At 33.5% G+C, this 22,013-nt stretch carries 19 protein-coding genes; 6 read left to right on the top strand and 13 right to left on the bottom strand.

All coding sequences use genetic code 11. The annotated features are described in order from the left end of the window. Nucleotides 1-12: 12 nt before the first annotated feature. Nucleotides 13-1,635 carry a L,D-transpeptidase family protein gene (locus BUE22_RS09100; protein WP_073394701.1) on the top strand — a complete coding sequence of 541 codons (1,623 nt, stop codon included), beginning with the start codon at nucleotides 13-15 and terminating at the stop codon, nucleotides 1,633-1,635. 87 nt (nucleotides 1,636-1,722) lie between these two features. Here the strand turns inward: BUE22_RS09100 and BUE22_RS09105 are convergent, their stop codons facing one another. The 3 genes from BUE22_RS09105 to BUE22_RS09115 all read right to left on the bottom strand — a co-directional run bounded on the left by BUE22_RS09105 (nucleotide 1,723) and on the right by BUE22_RS09115 (nucleotide 6,335). After that, nucleotides 1,723-4,161, bottom strand: coding sequence for an ABC transporter permease (locus BUE22_RS09105; protein WP_073394704.1), 2,439 nt, complete (start codon nucleotides 4,159-4,161; stop codon nucleotides 1,723-1,725). A gap of 104 nt (nucleotides 4,162-4,265) precedes the next feature. Next, a complete protein-coding gene (locus BUE22_RS09110) occupies nucleotides 4,266-4,973 on the bottom strand; it encodes an ABC transporter ATP-binding protein (RefSeq protein ID WP_073394706.1) in 708 nt (235 codons plus the stop codon). Between the two features lie 111 nt (nucleotides 4,974-5,084). Then, nucleotides 5,085-6,335, bottom strand: a complete 1,251-nt coding sequence (locus BUE22_RS09115) for an efflux RND transporter periplasmic adaptor subunit (protein WP_073394708.1) — start codon at nucleotides 6,333-6,335, stop codon at nucleotides 5,085-5,087. A 156-nt stretch (nucleotides 6,336-6,491) separates the two neighbouring features. Between BUE22_RS09115 and BUE22_RS09120 the strand changes: the two genes are divergently transcribed. Both BUE22_RS09120 and BUE22_RS09125 read left to right on the top strand, forming a co-directional pair. Beyond that, the gene (locus tag BUE22_RS09120) at nucleotides 6,492-7,838 is read left to right on the top strand and encodes a sigma-54-dependent transcriptional regulator (protein ID WP_073394710.1); all 1,347 of its coding nucleotides are present in this window, start codon (nucleotides 6,492-6,494) and stop codon (nucleotides 7,836-7,838) included. Between the two features lie 153 nt (nucleotides 7,839-7,991). After that, a complete protein-coding gene (locus BUE22_RS09125) occupies nucleotides 7,992-9,317 on the top strand; it encodes a sensor histidine kinase (protein WP_073394712.1) in 1,326 nt (441 codons plus the stop codon). A gap of 166 nt (nucleotides 9,318-9,483) precedes the next feature. On the opposite strand, the gene BUE22_RS09130 is transcribed toward BUE22_RS09125, so the two are convergent. The 5 genes from BUE22_RS09130 to BUE22_RS09150 form a co-directional block, all read right to left on the bottom strand. Then, the gene (locus BUE22_RS09130; RefSeq protein ID WP_073394714.1) at nucleotides 9,484-9,810 is read right to left on the bottom strand and encodes an MGMT family protein; all 327 of its coding nucleotides are present in this window, start codon (nucleotides 9,808-9,810) and stop codon (nucleotides 9,484-9,486) included. Nucleotides 9,811-9,970: 160 nt separating this feature from the next. Then, on the bottom strand, nucleotides 9,971-10,609 hold the full coding sequence (locus BUE22_RS09135; protein WP_073394716.1) for a LysE family transporter: 639 nt from the start codon (nucleotides 10,607-10,609) through the stop codon (nucleotides 9,971-9,973). Between the two features lie 42 nt (nucleotides 10,610-10,651). After that, nucleotides 10,652-11,329, bottom strand: a complete 678-nt coding sequence (trmB, locus tag BUE22_RS09140) for a tRNA (guanosine(46)-N7)-methyltransferase TrmB (protein WP_073395028.1) — start codon at nucleotides 11,327-11,329, stop codon at nucleotides 10,652-10,654. A gap of 195 nt (nucleotides 11,330-11,524) precedes the next feature. Continuing rightward, on the bottom strand, nucleotides 11,525-12,907 hold the full coding sequence (locus BUE22_RS09145; protein WP_073394718.1) for an ammonium transporter: 1,383 nt from the start codon (nucleotides 12,905-12,907) through the stop codon (nucleotides 11,525-11,527). 262 nt (nucleotides 12,908-13,169) lie between these two features. Further along, on the bottom strand, nucleotides 13,170-13,661 hold the full coding sequence (locus BUE22_RS09150; protein ID WP_073394719.1) for a nuclear transport factor 2 family protein: 492 nt from the start codon (nucleotides 13,659-13,661) through the stop codon (nucleotides 13,170-13,172). A 317-nt stretch (nucleotides 13,662-13,978) separates the two neighbouring features. On the opposite strand from BUE22_RS09150, the gene BUE22_RS09155 reads away from it, so the two are divergent. Beyond that, nucleotides 13,979-14,647 (top strand): hypothetical protein, encoded by a 669-nt coding sequence (locus tag BUE22_RS09155; RefSeq protein WP_073394720.1) that lies wholly within the window; start codon nucleotides 13,979-13,981, stop codon nucleotides 14,645-14,647. A gap of 281 nt (nucleotides 14,648-14,928) precedes the next feature. Here BUE22_RS09155 and BUE22_RS09160 read toward each other — a convergent pair whose 3' ends face one another. Beyond that, entirely contained in the window at nucleotides 14,929-15,243 is a 315-nt protein-coding gene (locus BUE22_RS09160) for an HPF/RaiA family ribosome-associated protein (protein ID WP_042563342.1), read from the bottom strand. 510 nt (nucleotides 15,244-15,753) lie between these two features. On the opposite strand from BUE22_RS09160, the gene BUE22_RS09170 reads away from it, so the two are divergent. Further along, a complete protein-coding gene (locus BUE22_RS09170; RefSeq protein WP_073394722.1) occupies nucleotides 15,754-15,987 on the top strand; it encodes a hypothetical protein in 234 nt (77 codons plus the stop codon). A 39-nt stretch (nucleotides 15,988-16,026) separates the two neighbouring features. Here the strand turns inward: BUE22_RS09170 and BUE22_RS09175 are convergent, their stop codons facing one another. The 4 genes from BUE22_RS09175 to BUE22_RS09190 all read right to left on the bottom strand — a co-directional run bounded on the left by BUE22_RS09175 (nucleotide 16,027) and on the right by BUE22_RS09190 (nucleotide 21,292). Beyond that, complete coding sequence (locus BUE22_RS09175; protein WP_073394723.1) at nucleotides 16,027-16,449, bottom strand: very short patch repair endonuclease; 423 nt, start codon at nucleotides 16,447-16,449, stop codon at nucleotides 16,027-16,029. 166 nt (nucleotides 16,450-16,615) lie between these two features. Continuing rightward, nucleotides 16,616-17,587, bottom strand: a complete 972-nt coding sequence (locus BUE22_RS09180) for a HaeIII family restriction endonuclease (RefSeq protein WP_073394724.1) — start codon at nucleotides 17,585-17,587, stop codon at nucleotides 16,616-16,618. Further along, nucleotides 17,587-18,678, bottom strand: coding sequence for a DNA cytosine methyltransferase (locus BUE22_RS09185; RefSeq protein WP_073394726.1), 1,092 nt, complete (start codon nucleotides 18,676-18,678; stop codon nucleotides 17,587-17,589). Before BUE22_RS09185 ends, BUE22_RS09180 begins: the two co-directional genes overlap by 1 nt. 154 nt (nucleotides 18,679-18,832) lie before the next feature. Then, nucleotides 18,833-21,292 carry an AsmA family protein gene (locus BUE22_RS09190; RefSeq protein ID WP_073394728.1) on the bottom strand — a complete coding sequence of 820 codons (2,460 nt, stop codon included), beginning with the start codon at nucleotides 21,290-21,292 and terminating at the stop codon, nucleotides 18,833-18,835. A gap of 244 nt (nucleotides 21,293-21,536) precedes the next feature. Between BUE22_RS09190 and trxA the strand changes: the two genes are divergently transcribed. Further along, nucleotides 21,537-21,854: a thioredoxin gene (gene trxA, locus BUE22_RS09195; RefSeq protein ID WP_042563349.1), complete on the top strand. Its 318-nt coding sequence runs from the start codon at nucleotides 21,537-21,539 to the stop codon at nucleotides 21,852-21,854. The last annotated feature ends 159 nt before the right edge of the window (nucleotides 21,855-22,013 follow it).

Genomic DNA, 22,013 nt, shown 5'->3' on the forward strand with positions numbered 1-22,013 from the left:
AAAGATAAAACGATGCGAAATTCTACCTTCTTATTTTTATTTATCGTAGTGGGGTTTTTATTTTCTTCTTCCGGTTTTGCTAATAATGAAAAACCGAATCTGCCTCATAAATTGCCTTTAATCGGGAATACTTTGCTTCCTAAAAAATCACTAACAAGATTCAATGTTGATAGTGTTTCTATTATGCAATTTTTCAAAACCTATTCTAAGTTAAAAAAATACCAGAAAGATGTTTTAGAACTCTATAAAAAAAGAGAATACAATACAATTTGGTACGACGATAAAAGAGTTAGCGAATTCGGACATTTGCTATATGAAAAAGTCGATTTATTGAAAGAGCAGGGAATCGAGAAAAAGATGCCTTATAAAGATGAAATCGATGAGATTTTTAATGAAAATGTTACCGATAAACCTTCTCAAATCAATACCGAATTACTACTAACAAGCATGTATGTGTTTTACGCAAGTAATGTTTATTCTGGCGAAGATGCCGCAACCCTGAAAAAAATAGGCTGGTATTTGCCAACCAAAAACATTTCGTATTCCAGAATATTAGACTCTCTTATTGTTGATCCTGCGCGACTTAATCAGGACGAACATCTTTTATTTGGTCAATATTATAAACTTCAGGATGTATTGAAAAAATACAGAACTATCGAAAAGAATAACTTATGGAATAAAATTGATATTGATAGTGCAACATACAAAGAGCTAAAACCAATGGATAGCTCAGCAATGGTAGGACAAATCAGGACACGTTTGTTTGTTGTGGGAGATTTAAAACAAGACTCTAAAAGAAATGTTTATGATGAAGAAATGATGGCGGGCATATTAAATTATAAAAAAAGATATGGACTTAAATTAAATTACACATTAACGAGAGAGCATATCGATCAAATGAATGAACCTGTTTCGAATAGAATTCGAACTATTATGCTCAATATGGAACGCTGCCGCTGGATACCAACAAAACTGGCAAAAGCAAATGAATATATAATGGTTAATATTCCGTCGTTTAGGCTGTTTTATGTCAAAAATGGCAAATACGAAATAGTGTCTGATGTTTTTGTGGGTACCAGAATGACAGAAACGGTTATTTTTAGCGGAATGATGGACAGAATAGTTTTTAGCCCATATTGGAATGTCCCGCAGAGCATAATAGATAACGAATTAAAACTCAAAATTGCGGGCGATAAAAACTATCTGGAAGAAAATAATATGGAGTGGAATGGAGGTCGTGTGCGACAAAAACCAGGGCCTAAAAATTCTCTGGGATTAGTAAAATTTATGTTCCCGAATCCCAACGATATTTATTTACACGATACGCCTGCAAAGAGTTTGTTTGAATTTGAGAAACGAACCTTTAGTCACGGATGTATAAACGTAAAAGAAGCAAAACCATTAGCATTGGCAATTTTAAAAGACAATCCTGACTGGCCGGTTGAAAAAATAGACAAAGCAATGAGCGGAGAAAAAGAAACGCCTTGTGTTCTTAAAAACAAAATTCCAATTTATATCGGATATTTTACCGCATGGGTAAATGATGAAACCGGCGAAATTAGTTTTTTTGCAGATGTTTACGATAGAGACAAACAACTTGATAAACTATTATATTCTGATGTTGTAATGAAATAGATCGATATTCATTTTTAAGAAGAATAAAAAATACCCGTTAGATTTATAAAATCTAACGGGTATTTAAAAAAAATGGTCTACAAGTTCTTATTCATATTTTAAATACTTTAAAATATCTATTTTAGTTACCTGATACGCTTTTGCCGAAACAATTAATAAGGTCAGAACCAATAATGATATAAACGCAATAGTAAACGGGACTACCGAAACTCCAATTCTGAAAGCAAAATTCTCCAGCCATTTTTGCAATAAAATATAAGCAGGAACGACGCCAATCGCAAAACCAATTAAGCAAAAAACAACATATTGTTTTGATAATTCTTTCAATAAAGCATCTGTTTCTGCACCCAAAGTTTTTCTGATAGCGATTTCTTTCAATCGTCTTTCCATCGAAAAAGAAGCCAAAGCAAACAAACCAAAAATAGCGATGACAATAACAACAAGATTTAAAATGAAGAATAAATCTTTTTGTTTTACTTGTTCCTGATACGTTTTTGCAAATCCTTTATTGACAAATTCATAATCAAAAGGATAATCAGGATTTACATTTTTCTCCCAATAGGTTTTTAGTTTTGCCAAAGTTTCGGTTAAATTATTTGGAGAAACTTTTAAATAAACATTATTAAAATTATTCCATTGTAAAGTTTTAAGATTGATAAAAACCATAGGAGGAACTTTATCCTGAAGTCCTGTAATATGAAAATCTTTGACAACACCCACGATTTTAAATTTCATATTTTCCTCATCACTGTCTTTTCCCCAGCCAGATGTTATAATAGTATTTATCGGGTTTTTAAGATTTAAGGTTTTAACCAATGTTTCATTCATTAGCATATTACTAACAGTATCTGATGCAAACTGCGGCAGCAAATCGCGGCCCTGAACAATTTTAATCTTCATCATTTCAAGAAAACCAAAATCCATTTCAACATTTCTTGGCTGTACATGAATACCATTGTGCGTAAACCCGGAACTCGAATTGGTACTGTTACCAAAAGTTCCTGCAAAAGTAGAAATTTCCTGAACTCCTGAAATCTTCTTAATTTCTTGTTTCATGGTCAGATATTGACTTGTTCTTTTTATGCGTTCCGGAGTATTAAAAGGAACCCTAATTACCTGATCGCCACTAAAACCAAGATCTTTATTCATCATATAATCTACCTGTGAGTTTACAATCAATGCACCAATGATAAAAAAGGCAGCAATTCCGAATTGAAAAATCAACATCGAATTTCGAATCCAGATTCCGCTTTTACTTCTTGAGAAATTCCCTTTTAAAACCTTTAAAGTTTCAAAATTTGAGATATAAACAGCAGGAAATATACCGGCAAGAACGATTACTAATCCAAATATAAAAATAAGCTGCAGGTAAAATTCACTGCCATTCATAGTCAAAGTTTTCTTTAAAAAGACATTATAATAAGGCAGGGAAAGTTCAACAATGGCCAAAGCGAAGAGTATGCCCAAAATTACAATTATGGCAGTTTCAAAAATAAACTGGGTAACAATCTGGCTTTTTGTAGCGCCTACAATTTTGCGGACTCCAACTTCTTTAGCGCGTTTTATAGCCGAAGCTGTTGCCAGATTAATATAGTTTACTAATGATAAAACCAAAATCAAAATTGAAAGCCCAACCATGATATAAAGCAATTGTAAATTACCTTTTCCTTCAGGAAAATTAATTCCTTGCGAAGATTTTGTTCCGTGTAAACGCGCCGTTTTTAACTGATCGATTATAACAGTTGTTTCGCCATTTTCCTTAACGTATTGTGCTACCGTCTGACCACTTTCTTTGGCATCTTTTACTGTTCTGTTGACAAAATTTACATTTTGCATTTTCTTTACAAGTGCATTAGGATCAGTGCCTTTTTTGGCTTTAATCATAAGGCCATAATTGAAATTTCCCCAGCTTGTTTTATCACCTTCACGCTTAACACCGCCAAAAACGTAATTTGGTTCTATAGAAGATGGTCTAATCAAATGATAAACCGATTTTACAGTATAAACCTTATTGTTATATGACAGTGATTTACCAATTGGGTCCTGATCATTAAAAAGTAATTTTGCAGTTTCCTCAGATATGGCAACGCTGCTGTCTTCTTTAAGTATATTAGTTTTGGCTCCTTTTACAATCGGAAACGGAAAAACATCAAAAAAACCATTGTCAGACATCGTGATTTTTTCAGCCATTATCTTTTTATTCTGATATTTTATTGGAGCATTGTCATACCATGTATTATTAAAGAAACAAACAGATTCAATTTCAGGAATGGTAGCTTTGCAGGTTTCTCCAAAAGGTATTGAATTGGATGCCCATGTATTTCCGGTGCCGCCAATTTTGTTTAGAACCTGATAAGAATTCTCTTTTTCAGGATTCCATTGGTCGTAGGCGTTTTCATTATTCCAATATAAAATGGCAAAAATTACTCCGGCAATCCCAATGCTTAATCCCAAAACATTTAAAAACGAAAACAATTTGTTTTGCCTTAAATGATATATAAATATTTTAAACCAGTTAAAAATCATAGTTTATTATTTTAGAAACGGTTAGTTAGATAATTGACAATACTTTGCAAACAAATCCCACCAGAATTACGATTGCAGTTACAATAAATTTTATCATTTTATATTTATTTAGCGTCCATAAAAACATCAACATTTCTCTGGTTTAGTTTTTCAGAGAATATTACACCATCTTTCATATGAATTGTTTTTTGCGAAAACGAAGCATCATAATCAGAGTGTGTTACCATCAAAATTGTGGCACCTTTAGCATGCAAATCCGTTAAAAGTTCCATTACTTCATTACCATTTTTACTGTCCAAATTTCCTGTAGGTTCATCGGCAAGAATAATTTTCGGATCGTTTACCAAAGCTCTTGCAACCGCAACACGTTGCTGTTGTCCTCCAGAAAGCTGTTGCGGATAATGTTTCAATCGGTGTGAGATATTTAGTTTCTCAGCAATCGCTTCAATTTTTTGTTTTCTGTCAGATGCTTTTACATTATTGTAAAGCAAAGGCAATTCAATATTATCATAAACAGAAAGTTCATCGATTAGATTAAAATTCTGAAAAATGAATCCGATATTTTCTTTTCGAACATTAGCTCTTCCTTTTTCTTTTAAACCCACCATTTCCTGGTCTAATAATTTATAACTTCCGTCAGTAGCACTGTCAAGAAGCCCAATGATATTTAATAAAGTAGATTTTCCGCAACCTGAAGGTCCCATGATCGTTAAAAAATCTCCTTTTTTAATTTCTAAAGAAATCCCGCTTAATGCAGAAGTTTCTACTTCTTCGGTTCTAAAAACTTTGGTTAAATTTTGAATGGTTATCATATTTTTTAAGGTTTTAATGTTATTGTTTTTTGATTGATGATTGAAACGTATTATTAATTGTTAGTTGTGAATTATTAATTATTAATTATGAATTGTGCCTGTGACTGAAAACTATTGCTGCGAATTACTAATCGACAATTCTTCAATATCTTTATAATCAGAATACGATGAAGTAATGACAGATTCGCCTTCTTTTAATCCTTCGAGAATTTCATAATACGAAGGGTTTTCTCTTCCTAATTTTATATTTCTTCTTTCTGCTTTATTGCCTTTTACTACAAAAATCCATTTTCCGGCGGTTTCCTGATTAAAACTTCCTTTAGGAACAACCAACGTTTTATTTTTCTCCGATAAAATCAACTTCACGCCAAAACTAAGTCCGTCTTGTAAAGTGATGTTTTCTTTAGATGTAAAAGCCAGTTCTACTGTAAAATGACCGCTTTTTACTTCCGGAATTACTTTAGTAACCAAAACTTCAAGTATTTTTCCTTTAAATTCTACCTGTCCTTTTAAGCCTTCTCTTAATTTTTCCAAATAAAATTCATCTACTTCAGCTATCAGTTTATAACCTTGTTTAGAGTCGATTTTCCCGATGCTTTCTCCCGCCTGGAATGTTTTTCCCAAAACAGGTTCAAATGACGTTAATCGACCAGATTCCGGAGCAGTAATCAAAAAATTCTTTTTGTTATTTCTCAAAATATCCAAACTCATTTCCATTGTTTGAATAGAACGGTTGATTTGAGAAATTTGCAATTGATTAGATTGTTTTTCTTTTTGAATACTTTGCTGAATCGTTTTTTTGCGTTCTTCCTGAAAACGTAAACTTTCTTTAAAAGTATTCCAGTCATTTTTCGAAATCACATCTTTAGCAAACAATTTCGAGTTCATGTCGTACAATCTTTTAGCATCATTATAATCGTGTTCTATCAAAACCCAGTCTTTGGTTAAGTTCAGTTCCTGATTTCTAATATTCAGTTTTCCGGTATTCAAGTTGTTGATTTGCTCGATAATAGCCGTTTCCTGAGTCAGGTAATTCAGTTCCGTATTCGGATTATACAAACGAGCCAGCGATTGCCCTTTAGTTACCATGGCACCATTTTCTACAAAAATCTCTTTTACAGAACCACCTTCTGTAACGTTTACAAGCATTACATTCAAAGGTTCTACTTTGGCCTGAAAAACCACAAAATCTTCAAAAAATTCTTTTTCAATTTTTTGAACCGTAAGTTCTTCTGCTTTTACATTTAAACTTCTTTTAGTGCTAAAAGAAAAAAAGACGATCACAGCCAAAACTAAAAAAACAGCAATTGCTATTGTCAGATACCTAAATTTTCTATTTTTACGAGGAATTACCTTGTCCATTTTTTAAATAATTTACTGATAATCAATAGGTAAATATTGTGCCACAAAAAGTATTATTTGTAAAGCATTGATTTTAAAGGAGCTTTAAAAAACAATCAAAAAAAGAGTGTTCGATAATGAACAGTTGACCGTTCAAAATCGGACAAAAAAGACAACATGCGAAAAAAACAAGCCCAAATATTAGTTGTTGACGATCAGGAAGAAATTCTTTTTTCGGCAAAAATGATTCTCAAAAAACATTTTGAAACCATTTTTACAGCGAATAGTCCCAAAAAGATTATTTCTATTTTAAATGAAAATGAAATAAACGTGGTTTTGTTAGACATGAATTACCGAATTGGTTTTGAAGACGGGCGCGAAGGAATTCATTGGCTAAAAGAAATAAAAACACTTTCGCCGCAAACCATTGTGATTTTAATGACTGCTTTTGGTAAAATTGATACCGCTGTTGAAGGTATAAAAATTGGCGCTTTTGATTATGTTTTAAAACCTTGGCACAACGAAAGATTACTGGAAACCATTGATAAGGCTGTCGCCGAAAGCAGAAAGAATACCAAGAAGACAATAATTGAAAAAACAGAAAAACGTTATTTTACCGGAACTTCCATCAAAATAAAACAAGCTTATTCTATGGCAGAAAAAGTAGCCAGAACAGAGGCTAATGTTTTGATTTTGGGAGAAAACGGAACAGGAAAATATGTTTTTGCCGAGTTTATTCATCAAAATTCAGAACGAAAAAATCAGCCTTTTGTACATGTTGATTTAGGTTCTTTGAGTGATAATTTATTCGAAAGCGAACTTTTTGGTTATGCCAAAGGTGCTTTTACCGATGCCAAAACCGATACGCCAGGAAGATTTGAAACCGCACAAAACGGCACTATTTTTTTGGATGAAATAGGAAATATTCCGTTGCATTTGCAATCTAAATTATTGCATGTTTTGCAAACCAAAACCGTAACACGTTTGGGCGAAAGCAAAGCCAGACCGTTGAATGTTCGCATTATTGCAGCAACAAACAGCGATATTAAAACTGAGGTAAAAAATAAAACCTTTCGAGAAGATTTGTTGTACCGAATTAATACAATGGAAATTCATTTGCCGTCATTACGTGAACGAAAAGATGATATTGTACCAATGGCAGATTTTATCTTAGAGCAAATTGCTGAAAAATACAATCAAACCGATTGGCATTTTGAGGATAATGTTGCGCCATATTTAGAAAAATATCCGTGGAAAGGGAATATCCGCGAAATGGAAAATAAGATCGAACGCGCTTTGATTTTAGCCGATAATAATACGATTTCTGTGCAGGATCTGGATATTCTTGATTTTGAAGAAATTCAGGAAAACGACGAAAATCCGTTATCAGAAATGGAAAGGAATGCCATCGAAAAAGCATTATTTAAACACCACGGAAACATCAGCAAAACCGCCGAAGAACTAGGTTTGTCAAGAGCCGCTTTATATCGAAGAATTGAGAAATACGATTTAAAGAATATTTAAACACAGTGTTGATTTTACCGCAAAGCACGCAAGGTATTTTTTCGGTGTGTTTGCATTGGCTTTATTAAGTTCGCAAAGCTGTTTGGCGAACTTTGCGTAAACCCTTTGCGAACTTTGCGGTTAAATTTCATCAGCATTATCAAGAAAAAAACAATGAAAAATTGGAAGTTTTATAACGCCTTGTTTGTGAGAATCTTATTTGTTATGATTCTCTTTTTCATTTGTGTGTTTTTAATTTATAAAATGTTTTATTACAATGCTATTTTGATTGGGCTTTTTGCCCTAGTAATGCTTTTTGAAATGTATTTTTATGTCAAAAATCAATTGCTTTTTTACGACAGAACATTGCTCTCGATGCTTCAAAACGATTTTTCGACCAATTTCCCGGAAGAAAATAAAAACGAAAATTTTAAAAGTATGTATCTTTTATATGAAAGTTTAAAAGTGCAGCAACAGGAACAAACATCAAAAGAAATTGTTTACCAATCGATTTTAAATAATATCGAAACAGGCGTTTTAATTCTAGAAAAAGACAATGAAGAATGGAATATTTTTTTGATGAACGATTGTTTTTCAGATTTATTCAAAGTTCCAAAAGTGAGTCATTGGAAATACCTTAAAAATTATCTTCCATCGCTTTGCAGCGAAATTGAGAAAACAGAATTTTCAGAACTAAAATCGGCGATTTCGATTAAAATTGAAGAACAGGATGTGCAGACTTTTATTTTGCAAACCTCTCTCACCAAAACCTATAACAAAGAATATTTCATCATTTTATTGGATAGTATTCAGCGTGTAATTGAAAAAAAGGAAAAAGAAGCCTGGATCAATTTGATGAAGATTATTTCGCACGAATTAATGAATTCTTTAACGCCAATACGCGCGCTTTCGCAGAATTTACTCCAAATTGTAGATCAGGAGAAACTGGAAGAAGATGATTTTGATGATATTAAAAGCAGTATTTCGACGATAATAAACCGAAGTGATCATTTACAGGTTTTTGTAGAAAACTACCGTAAATTGGCCATGCTGCCAACGCCAACAAAAGTAATGACGCCAATAAATGCTCTTTTTGGAGATTGTTTACGAATCATGAATCCGATTTTAAAAGCGGAAAACATTGAATTGGTAAATGACATTAACAGTTCACGTTCGATTTTAATTGATAAAAACCAAATGGAACAAGTTATTATCAATTTGATTACAAACAGTATTTACGCCTTAAAAGAAAAACAGGAAAAGAAAATGTTTCTGTCAAGTTATACAGAAAACAACCGTTTTTTCATTACCATTTCAGACAACGGAAAAGGAATCGATTCTGAAATTCGGGACAAAGTATTCTTGCCATTTTTCACGACCAGAAAAGACGGTGCCGGAATTGGTTTAACGCTTTCTAAAAACATTATAGAAGCACACGGCGGTTATTTAAGCTATCAAACCGATGAAGACAAAACTAGTTTTGTTATTTGCCTGATTTGATGATTTCTGCCATCCGTTTTCCTGCAAGGTTTTCAAAACCTTGTAGGTATATTGTCGTAAAGTATTTTTTGTTTAGATTAAAGCTGATTTAAAAGTCAAACCTACAAGGTTTTGGAAACCTTGCAGGAAATCCTAAAATGAGATCATATCACTTATATGGTGAAAATTAATATTCCACTTCAGGAGTCCAAAAATGCTTCTCAAAATCTATAATTTGATTATCGACGACTTTAATGCCTTCGTTTTCCAAAAGCTGCTGCATTAAATTGGTTCCGTCAAAATGATGTTTTCCCGTAAGAAGCCCTTTTCTGTTAACAACGCGATGTGCAGGAACATCGTCCATATTATGGCAGGCGTTCATGGCCCAGCCGACCATTCGGGCAGAGCGTGCGGTTCCTAAAGCTTTCGCAATAGCACCATAAGAAGTTACTTTTCCGTACGGAATTTGTCTTGCAATGGCATAAACTTTTTCAAAAAAATTATCCTCAGCCATAAGTTTAAATTATTTACCATTAAGACATTAAGTTTCATTAAGTCGAAACTTAAATTTTATCTAAAAGGTAATTAAGAAAGTGAAGTTACAAAGCGAAACTTAATTTTTCTTAATTTCTTAATGGTTCAATTTTTATAAAACCTAAATTTTTAATCTGTAGTTATCCGAAATAGTAATTCAAAATATTAAAAAGTGTTACGACGGCAATTAAACCTGTAATGCTTCCAATAATAGTATTCATGTTGCGCATTAGATAATCTGTTTTCTTTTCGATTCTTCCAAAGAAAGCAACATAGCTGTAAAGAGCTGCGAAAGATCCTAAAACAGATCCTAAAACAAAAGTAAAAATAATGTTGTTTTCAAATACAAAAAGATGGTAGGAAGCCAAAGTAACGCTCACCACAACGTAATAAGGAATCGGGAAAAAATTCAACCCCGAAAGTAACATTCCTAAAAAGAAACGGCTTTTTTTACTGCTTTTTTTAATCTTCGATTTCTTTTTGGTTTTTGGTTCTTTGGCAAGAAATAAAAAGTAAATCGTTAAAAAAGCAAAAATTACAAAACCAACCTCGCGTAATAAAGTTACAACATCTGGTCGGTTATCAATTACCTGTGCAAATAAAACCGCTACAAAAACCTGAAAAAATATGACTAAAACAGCACCAATAACAAACCACAAGGCATTCTTTTTTCCTTCTTTCAAGTTTATTTTGGCTGCCGTCATGTTAATTAAGCCAGGCGGGATAATTCCAATGAAAGCTGCAATAAAACCTGAAAGTAATGGAGTAAGTAAGGCCATTCAGTTGTTTAATATGTTCGTAAATTTGTTTTCAAAATTAAATTAATCTTTAATTTTGAAGCGAATATACGTAATTGCCTTATTAATTTCTAAATATTGTTTTTCATAAAATGTTTGAAAAGCAGTAACTTCTTCCGGACTTCCTTCATTTGTATACACATTATGATTGGCATATAAAACTTCATGCCCTTCTCCGTGAAGCAATCCCAGCGTATAACCGTGCATAAATTCGCTGTCGGTTTTAAGGTTCACAACACCGTCTTTTTTAAGGATTTTTTTATACAATTTCAAAAATTCAGAATTCGTCATTCTGTGTTTTGTTCTCTTGTATTTAATTTGCGGATCCGGAAAAGTAATCCAGATTTCATCCACTTCATTATCAGCAAAAATATGATTGATCAATTCGATTTGAGTTCGAATAAAAGCAACATTATGTAGGCCGTTTTCAACAGCGGTTTTTGCACCTCTCCAGAAACGCGCGCCTTTGATGTCAATTCCGATAAAATTTTTGTTTGGATATCTTTCTGCCAATCCAACAGAATATTCTCCCTTTCCACATCCTAATTCTAAAACTAATGGATTATCATTTTTGAAGAAATCAGAGTTCCATTTTCCTTTTAAAGGCATTAAATCGCCTACAACTTCTTCTCTGGTTGGTTGAAAAACGTTTTGAAATGTTTCGTTTTCTCTGAATCTTTTTAGTTTATTTTTACTTCCCACTTGTACAAAAATTTTCGGCAAAATTAAGGAATATAAACGAATGAAAATAGCGCAATTACGTTTAAAGTTTTTTGCCACGAATTTTTCAGGAAGAATATTTTTTTTCGCCACGAATTACACGAATTTTCGCGAATTAATTTTTACAGTTTGAAAGAAAAAATTAGTGAAAATTAGTGCAATTCGTGGCAAACTTTTTTACCCGTAATGCGCCTCAGTAATTGGTTTCAATTTTGGATCAAGTGTTTCATCGTGTTGAGATAAATCCAATCCAATATGTTCGTTTTCTTCTGAAACTCGAAGAGGAATAATGAAATTCGTTACTTTAAACAAGAAATAAGCACCAAAGAAAGTAAATATCGAAACCAGAACCAACGCCATCATATGATGTGCAAATACGTTCCAGCCACCGTGAAGTAAACTTGCATCTTCGCCGTGAGCGAAAATCGCAGTTAAGATCATTCCCATAATTCCGCCAACACCGTGACAGGCAAAAACGTCAAGCGTATCATCAAATCTTTTAGATAAACGACAATTTACAACTGAGTTTGAAACCAAAGCCGTGATGAATCCGAAAAACATACTTTCCGGAACCGATACAAAACCTGCAGCAGGCGTTATGGCAACTAAACCGACAACGGCACCAATACAAGCGCCAAGAGCCGAAACTTTTCTGCCATTCATTCGATCAAAGAAAACCCAAGTTAACATGGCTGCAGCAGATGAAGTTGTGGTTGTAGCAAAAGCCATTGCGGCTGTTCCATTCGCGGCAAGCGCAGATCCGGCGTTGAAACCAAACCAGCCAAACCATAACATTCCGGTTCCTAATAATACAAACGGAATATTGGTTGGAATATGATCGCTGTTTTTTCTTTTCCCTAAAACCAGAACTCCTGCCAAAGCAGCAAATCCTGAACTCATGTGTACTACCGTTCCTCCGGCGAAATCTTTTACGCCAAAATAACTTCCTAAAACACCTGTTGGATACCAAACCGAATGGCACAAAGGCGCGTATATGAAAATCGTGAATAAACTAATGAAAAGTAAATACGAGATAAATCGAACACGTTCTGCAAACGAACCCGTAATAATGGCCGGAGCAATAATCGCGAATTTCATTTGAAACAATGCAAATAACATAAACGGAATCGTGTTTGCCAATTGTTTATGAGGCAAAACACCCACATAATCCATGAAAGCAAAAGTTGTCGGGTTTCCGAAGAAACTATAAAAGTGATCTCCTGAGCCAAAACCAACCGGTTCTCCAAAAGCCAGACTAAAAGCAACTACAACCCATAAAAGCGTAACAACGCCCAAACAAATGAAACTTTGCAGCATGGTCGAAATCACATTTTTTCGGCCTACCATTCCGCCATAAAAAAAGGATAATCCCGGCGTCATGATTAAAACCAGACAACACGAAGTCAACATCCAGGCAACATCGGCAGGAACTATATGATCTGTTGTTCCAAATTCTGATGCTACATAGCTATTTTCGGTAACTGTTGGCCAAAATGCACCTGTAATACAAACAATACTTATAATAATAAAGGAGATGACCCAGCGTTTTTCTATTTTCATTTTTCAAATACTTTATTGAACCCTATTTTTTTTGGGGTCAAAGTTAAAAAAAAATCAATATTTAGATTTTCAGGGCTCAAAAAATAGAGGCTTGATGTTTATTTTAGTTGATTTTGTAAAATTCGATCTCTTTTTTTGAGACAATCTTATTTTGAACTTCTAATTTACAACCAAAATTGTCAATTATATTATAATTAATTTGATATCGGGTTTTGTAAAACGCTAGAAAAGTTAGGATTATAATAAGAAACACTGAAATTGTTTATTTTTTCTTAAGCTTGCCAATTAAAACATCTTCTACCGGAGATTTTAATTTCGTTACAGCATCAACTTCATCATTCGGAATTGTCATGGATAAAACGTAATGTTGAATTTTCCATTCTTTCCCCACTTTTACTAAAACGCCAGATCCGCGACAGATTTTCATTTGTGTATTTAACAATTCATCAAACCACGCAATTTTTCCGGATTTATCAAAAAAGATATGACGTTCAAGAGTCGTAAAATTCCACGTTGTTCCTTTATCGAAAAATGGTTTTGCCCAAACTTGAAATTCTTTTTTTGTCCAGTTTTCTGTAGCATCAGTACCTATGTAAATCGCATCATCGCTTAATGCAGAAAAATAAGCGTCGAATTTTACATCGGCAGCGGCTTTGTGCCAGGCGTCTAGTGTTTGATTGATTTTGTCTTTTTCAACGTTTTGCGCATTTGCAAAAGCGGTAACGAATAATAGAAGCAGGATTGATTTTTTCATGTAAAGTTTGTTTTGGTTAAAGTTAGCAAATATTATAATAATCTCGCAAAGTCGCGAAGGCGCAAAGTTTTTTGCTGCAAATTATTTCACGCAGATTTTAAAAAGATTTAAGCAGATATGCGCAGATGATTTTTTGCAAGTGATTTAATTAAAAAAAAAATCTGCTCAAATCTGTATAATTTGCGTGAAACAAAAACTTTGCGCTTCTGCGACTTTGCGAGATTAAAACACAAAACACAAACTTAAATTATCTTATATAACTTATATGGTGAAACGTCAAAAACCACTATATTTGAGGGCTTTTAAAATCTACAATCATGAATTCAAAAATACTTATCAGTTTGTTAGTTCTTACTTCAATACTTTTTACTTCTTGCAAAAAAGAATTAGAACCTCAGGAAAACACACCAACATCAGAATTAGTAAAATTAGGATTGATGAAGGATACCACAAAAGTAAATTCTGTTGTTCAAACTCCGGTTCAAACCAATCCAAATACCGTTTTGAGTTCTAATGCCGGACTAAATCCTGCACATGGACAACCCGGACACCGATGTGATATTGCTGTTGGTGCGCCATTAAATTCGGCTCCAACGCAAGGACAAACGGCAACAGCTCAGCCAACGCAAACCGTTCAGGTAAACCCCACTCAGCAACAAAAGATGGTTACGACTACAACAACAACTGCAGCGCCTGTAAAAGTAGGAAAGGGAATGAACCCGTCGCACGGACAACCCGGACACAGATGTGATATTCCGGTTGGAGCGTCTTTAAATTCGCCGGTTGCAGCAAAACAAACAACGACAAATACAGCACAAAGCGGAAGCACTTCGCAAAGTTTTACTGTTACACCACCAGCAAACAATAATGTTCCGGCTTTATTAAGTACCGAAACCCCAACTGTAGCCGAAGGAATGAATCCGGCTCACGGACAACCCGGACACCGTTGCGATATCGCGGTAGGAGCGCCGTTACCGAAATCTTAATTTTTTTTCACCATATAAGTTATATAAGTTCATATAAACTTTGTGGTAAGCTTTGCGGAATAAAAAATTAAAGTTCAGGTTAGTTTTGTGTTAAGCCTGCTATATAAAAAAACAAACCATATAAGTCATATAAGTTCAAATTAGTTTTGCGTTATGCACTACTAAATTAAATGAACTCATATGACTTATATGGTTTAAAAATTTACCGGCTTGTTATATAGCCACAAACTTTAATATGAACTTATATAACTTATATGGTGAAAAAAACGTTCAGGACATATTTAGTGTTCTTTCATTTTTTCGAAAGTAGTAGTCAATGATTTTTTTGCTTTTGCCAAAGCGCCACTAAAGGCTTTTTCTATAGTATCAGCGTGTTCTGTAACTGTTAGTGGTTGTAATTTTGCAGTACGCACTTCGATTACACATTTTTTATCGTTAAGGCTGAATTTCTCTCCGTTTTCATCTCCGAAATGTACTTCAACGCGGGTTATTTTTTCTTCAAAACGAGTTAAGCCTTTTTCTAATTCTTCAGAAAAATAAGCGGCTAATCTTTCGTGTCCTTCAATGTTTTTGTCGGTATTGATTTGAATCTTCATATTGGTTTATATTTAATGATTATTCTCAAAGCTATTTTATTTAGGTTGAAAAGCCAAGTGAGTTAATAAAACATTATGAATTTTTTTTGCGAAAAATTGATCGCATTTTTTGTTAGACTTGGCAGATGTCGAAATGTTATTATGGAACGCAGATTTAACGGATTCACTTCGTGAAAACGCGGATAAAAACAGATTTTTTTATTTGTGTTTTTTCTGTCTGCTTGAATTGGAAGTTTCACAATATTGTCAGGCTGAGCGTCCTCGATCCCGAAGTTTCGGGACGGGAGAAGCCCACACAACAATAAGCAAACAAACTAAGAATTAACTTTTTCAATCAATACCAAAACCCCACGTTTTTTGGTATCTTTGCAGTCCTAAACTTTCAGATTATGACTTCGATAAAACTTTTGCCCATGCGGTATGCTGGCGGTATTGGAAACAACTGCAACGCTCTGAAAGGCGTAGGACAGCTAACCTGTATGGGTTTTATATTCCCTAAACTTTCAGATTATGAGTGTAAACTCCCTTTCAAAAGAAACAGAATTACGGTTAAACGAATTTTTCAACCAAGCGACTGACCCCAAAAGTTTCGCAAAAGCAATTCGAAGAGTAAATTATCTTCTCGCCATGTCTCTAATGCGCGAATGCGAAACTCTGCAAATCGATATGAAATCAGTTGAAGAAGGTTATTTCTGGCTCAATGAATTAGCCGAGATTTTAAATCCTTATTTGGATTTTGAATAAAATTTACAATGGGAAAAGCCACTGATGAAGTGGCTTTTTTTATTTTGTTTTTTGTCTTTCGTTTATTGCGTTTTGAATTTCAAGAATACACGAATCTAAATTCTTTTTGATATCATTACTCCAAAAACGAAGAATCTTCCAGTTTTGAGATTCTAAATACGCATTGACTTCTATATCTCGTTGCATATTTCGTTCTATTTTTTTGATCCAATACTCCGAATTGGTTTGAGGCTTTCTTTTGGTCTCCCAATCTTTTCCATGAAAAAATTCGCCATCAACAAAAATGGCAATTTTAAGTATTGTAAAAGTTAAATCTGGGCAGCCAAAAATTTTTCGATTGTTTTTTCTATAACGGTATCCAAGATGCCATAAAGCTTTTGCCAAAGTAATTTCTTCCTTGGTATCTTTGCTGCGGATAGCACTCATAACTTTGGAACGTTGTTGTGGTGTAAAACAATCCATAGGTTTAATTATTAAAGATTTAAATTTAATAATTAGTGGTATTTTATGGATTATATGTTATTTAATAAAAGTTGTATTATTTTACTATGAATGAGTTAATTAATGTTTGCTTTTTAATATTTGTTTAGATTAAAATAAATATAAAGAAATTATTAATGTAGGTATATTAACCAATAAAAAGGTGATTTGTAGAAAGAGTATGTGGTGCAGAAACTAAATTTATGTCAAATTTTAGTGATGGCTCAATTCTAGAACTTGCATTATGAATTCGAAAAGAAATTTGCCAACCTTCATTTAAGGTAACTAAGAGTGTGGTTTTGGAATTATCTTGATATACAACTTCAATTAATCGATTTGGTAATTTCAATCGTGGCATTTTTGCTTTTGGTTTTATATCCTTAAATGGTAAGTTTAGTGTACCATGTAAATTATAAGCTTGTATCTCAACTTTATTTTTGCCTTTAATAACCTTGTAAAAATCTTGATTTCCAATTAGATATTTGACTAATCTTTCCGCAACAATTCCAGGATTTTCAGTATCTAATCGTAATAATTCAGTCTTGAAAGCATTTAAAACAGGTACGTAAACAGATGTGTGATAATCACCTAAAGTATCCCATGTTTGTGTTGCTTTGCTTGCTGTCCTCAAAACTGCTAAATTGCTAAAAATAGGTTTAATTTCTTCAAAATAATCAGATGAACAAGGAAAACCTAGCCATTTTTCTCCAAAATTAATGTCATTGGATAGACGAGAATGTTTGACTGCTCTATGATTATTTTTTGCTGAAATCCCTATTTCCCAATTTTGTAATGATCTAATCATTAAAACATCACGAACATCTCCACTTTGACCGGCTTTATCAGCAACAATTTCCAGTTGTAAAATATCTTCTGAATTAATTCCATTTGATAAGCGAGGTTCAATATCAAGAAGAAAATTAACAGAAAAACTAGCGACCAATTGATAATGGCTTTGTTCTTTTTCATCAAAATTTAAAAAGCATTTAAGCGCGGTTTTAAATGACTCATTTTCGATAATTGTAACAGAAGTCAGAACTTTCAAGCGCTCAGAAAATTCATTTAATAAAGCATATTCAAAAGCTTTACCATTAATTGTTTGTGTCGATGTTTTTATCATTATGCGGACATGTTTTTAATTATTTCGTTCATTTTTTCAAGTACAACATTTCCATTTATCTCATTTTCAATATTTTTTGAATTAGCTTTTTTTGTGTTTTTTAATTCTTGTAGATCAGAATGTATTTTTTGAGCTAAAACTTTCCCCATTCTTACAGGAACCGCATTTCCAATCATTTTATAGCCAGCTACAACATTATTATATTCAAAAGAAAACGAATCAGGAAAAGTTTGAATTCTAGCGCATTCTCGAATACTTAATCTTCTGTATAAATGTTCTTTACCTTTTACAAATTCTCGAATATTTTGTTCAATAAAATTCATTTTTGGAGCCTGTGGATGAAGTGGTGCATGTCGTCCCCCTGCTTGAATAGTGAATGAAACTTCATCCCAAGAACGAACTCTGTTTCTTGACATAAACATTGATGAAAAACCTCCAATCATATATTCATGATTTAAAATTTTGCAATCGCTACCATTTGTGTAATTTCCTAACTTTGCAGGCAATACATTATCTTTCAAATCGCCGATGGCTTTTTCGAGTGTAATTTTGTTTTCAAGTGTAGTTGGTCTTGGGAATGTAAATTTCATTCCTAAATCTTTTCTATACCCAATAAAAAATACACGTTTTCGATCTTGTGGTACACCGTAATCGGAAACATTTAACATTTGAAATGTCAAATCATAGCCGATGTCAGTAAACATTTGCTTTATATTCTCTAGGGCATCTTTATGTGTAGTTAATAGCATTCCTGATACGTTTTCGGCTAAGAAAAACTTAGGTTTTTTATCAGCTAAAATTCTCATAAATTCATAAAAAAGTTGACCTCTTTTATCTGAAATGCCTCTCTTTGATCCGGCTTCTGACCAACTTTGGCAAGGTGGTCCACCAATTATTCCGTCACAATCTGGAACTTCACTAGAAGGAATGTCAACAATACTTCTTTTATCTAAAAATGTTTTTGTGTGGTTTTTTTCATAAGTTGCCCAAATTTCCTTGTCGTATTCATTCGCCCATATAACATCAAAACCTGCTTTTTCAAAACCTAAATCAAGCCCTCCAGCTCCTGCAAAAAATGACACTACTTTCATCCAATTTAAACATTATAATTATGATTACAAACTTACAATTTTAATGAACATGATTGCCTTCAATTTATAAAATTGATACAAAACGGAACAATTAATGTAGTGTAAATCGTATAATATTTTTTTGTTTTCATTATTAATCAGATTGTAATATTGCCTACTTATCCTTCCCCTTCTTCCCCCACTTAATTTTCATTTTCCCTTCATCATCCACCGCAACCAAATGCAGGACAATTCCGCGATCACGAACGGCGTCGCGTTCTTCCTGGCTGGCAAGTTTGGCGTCGTTTTTAGAGTTTCGGAGTGGGATGGTGAGGGCGAGATTGGTGCCTCGGCCAAAAGAATAAATTCCGTTAATGTCTAAGTTGAGCACATTAGAACTGATAAGGAGGTTGTTAATATCAATTTGCTCGCCGCGCATGTTGAGGTTTCCGGATAAATCGCTGAAGGTTATGTTCTGAACATCGCGAAACGGAAAAGCAAATTTACCTACTTTTACAATCGGTTCAAAATTGAGTAAAGCGCCCTGAGTCACTTTAAAATCTAGTTTTCCGTGCATCGAATTGGTCAGTAATTCACCCCGACTGTTGATAAAACCACTCACATTGGCGTGACTGCTCAATCTGCCTTTTATGTTTTTGGGACTAAAAGAGGTGATTCCGAAATTGTTGAACGACCTTAAAAAACTGGCAATATCTACACGATTTACCTGCGCGTTGGAGACAAAATTATAGTTCTTGCCATTTGGCGAAATTGTAGTATTAAAAGTAATGCTTCCGCCGGAAGTTTGAAGTGAACCATTTTTAATTACAAGGCGTGAATCGATCATCTGGATTTCGGCTTTTGTGTTTGTGGCGGTCAGTTTATTGTAGTTTATTTTATCAGCTTTGATGTTGATGTCTACGATGCATTTTTCGATGGCGTTTCGCAATTGGTCAGACATTGTGGTTTTTTTTGCAGTGACTTTCTTTTTTTGTGAACTTGCCAAAACGCCTAAAAATTGTTTTAAGTCAATATTGGGGCAATAAATATCCCAGTTTACAATCATTTTTTCGGGAGCGTCGTAATATAAATTCAGGAAATTATCGATTTTGCCTTCCAGATAAATGATGTTTTTGTTGTGTTTGTAAGCGATTTTTTTAATCAATAACGCTTTTTCGGTAAAGTCGAGCTGAACGTTTACTTTTTCGGCGTGAAGATTCTTTGGAATAAAATGAAAAGAAACATCTTTTACGTTTACATTGCCAATAAAACGGGGTTTGGTAATGTATAAATCGACAATATCAAATTGAAATTTTAAGTTGGCCGAAGCGTGACCTTCGGTAAAATGAATCCATTTTTCGGTATTTTCTTCATTGAGGTTCTCGATGTCAAAATCAGAATTTACAATTCCGGTTGCCAGTGGTTTTTCTAAATTATTAATCACAGCCTGTGGAATTGTAAGCGGAATATTTTTGTATTTACCCGAAAATCGGGTTAAAATTACGGCAGAGTTTGCGTCGTTAAAACCGTCTTTTGGCTTGAAATTATTGGTAAAAATGCCTTTAAAACCACAATCGGTAATTAATCCGTCGGGAATACTGAGTTCGTTGTTTTTTACTTCGGCCTGAACCACAATTTTCGGATCGCCTTCCTGATTAAAATCGCCTTTAATGTCGCAATTAACATCGATTTCTTCTTTTAAATCAAATCGGTTCAACTTCGAACTAATGTTTGCCGATAATAAATTCGACGCATTTTGCCATAAAATCGTTGTGGTAATATTGATTCCGAAAAGCGCTTTTCCTTCGGTAAGATTAAAAAAAGCAATAATATCAAAAGAGTCGGTTCCGATTTTCAGATTTTTGGTGACAACATCAATTTTTTCTTTTTCATCGGAATAAGAAACATTAAAAGTGCCTTCGAGAATTTTTTGTTTCGCAAAACTGCCGTGAACGGTATTAAAAGCCAGGCTTTCTATATTGGTTCTCAGGTAAACATCGGTTTGCCAGTCGTCTCCGTCAAAATCAACTTTCGATTTTAAACTTTCGATTTCAAAATCAAATAATTTATGTCCAACGTGATTGTCTAAAGTAAAATGAACGTCGTTGAGGTCGATTTGGTCAATGCTGGTTTCGGTATCAGATTTATCTTCTGCCGATTTTTTCTTCTTGGGTTTAAAAATATTGGCGTTCGAATAACCGTTTTCGGCTTTATAAACATAAATATCTGCATCGTTAATGAGCATTTTATGAATGTTGATTTCGTTTTGCAATAAACTCCAAACATTCAAACGAACTTCGATTTCTTTGGCTTTCAATAAAGTATGTTTGTGGATATTCCATTGGTTGTCTTTGATTTCGACATCTTTCAGCGCAAGCGTAAAATTCGGGAAACCGGTTAAAAATTTATATTGAAAATCGCCAACATGAAATTTTCCATTTATGTTTTCATTAATTTTTGTGTTGATTTTAGCAATGATTTCGGTTTTATTCCGATTAAAATAAAACGATAAAGCGCCCGATGCAATAATCACAAACGCAATGCATCCTAAAATAAAAAAGCCAAATCTTTTGGCATATATCTTAAAATGAGAGGATTGTAAAAAGCTTTTTATGTGGTGTAAAAGTGCTTTCATATAAATGAAGTTTCCGGAACATTAAAGATAGCATAAAAAACTGACCTTATTTTTAAAATACGTCATTCTGTAGTTTAAGTTAAATCTCACAATTTTAAAACATGGGATTAATATAATAAATGACAATGCATTTATAATGAAAACTAATTTGGTAATGGTGTTTGATTGGTTTTTAATTTTTAAATTTGTACTCTAGTTTGATACTTAAGTTAATCAGACGATAAATTTAAAAACGATAGATATTATGGCATTAGCAATAACAGATGCTACTTTTGACGAAGTAGTTTTAAAATCAGATAAACCAGTAATGGTTGACTTTTGGGCAGCATGGTGCGGTCCTTGTAGAATGGTTGGTCCAATTATTGACCAAATCAGCGAAGAATATGCAGGTAAAGTAGTGGTTGGTAAAGTAGATGTAGATGCTAACCAGGAATTTGCTGCAAAATATGGTGTGCGTAACATACCTACCGTTTTGGTTTTTCATAACGGTGAAGTAGTAGGTAAACAAGTAGGAGTTGCTCCGAAACAAACTTACTCTGATAGTTTAGACGCTTTGTTGTAATCGTAAGATTATGATTTATATAAAAGAGGTTTGACGAAAGTCAAGCCTTTTTTATTGGAATAAAGTTTTTTTTGCCACGAATTCACGAATTATTTATTTTGATTGTGATTAAAAAATTTGGCACAGATTAAATGATTCTCACAGATTAGAAATTATTTT

This window comes from Flavobacterium pectinovorum, assembly GCF_900142715.1.
GTDB classification, from domain to species: domain Bacteria; phylum Bacteroidota; class Bacteroidia; order Flavobacteriales; family Flavobacteriaceae; genus Flavobacterium; species Flavobacterium pectinovorum.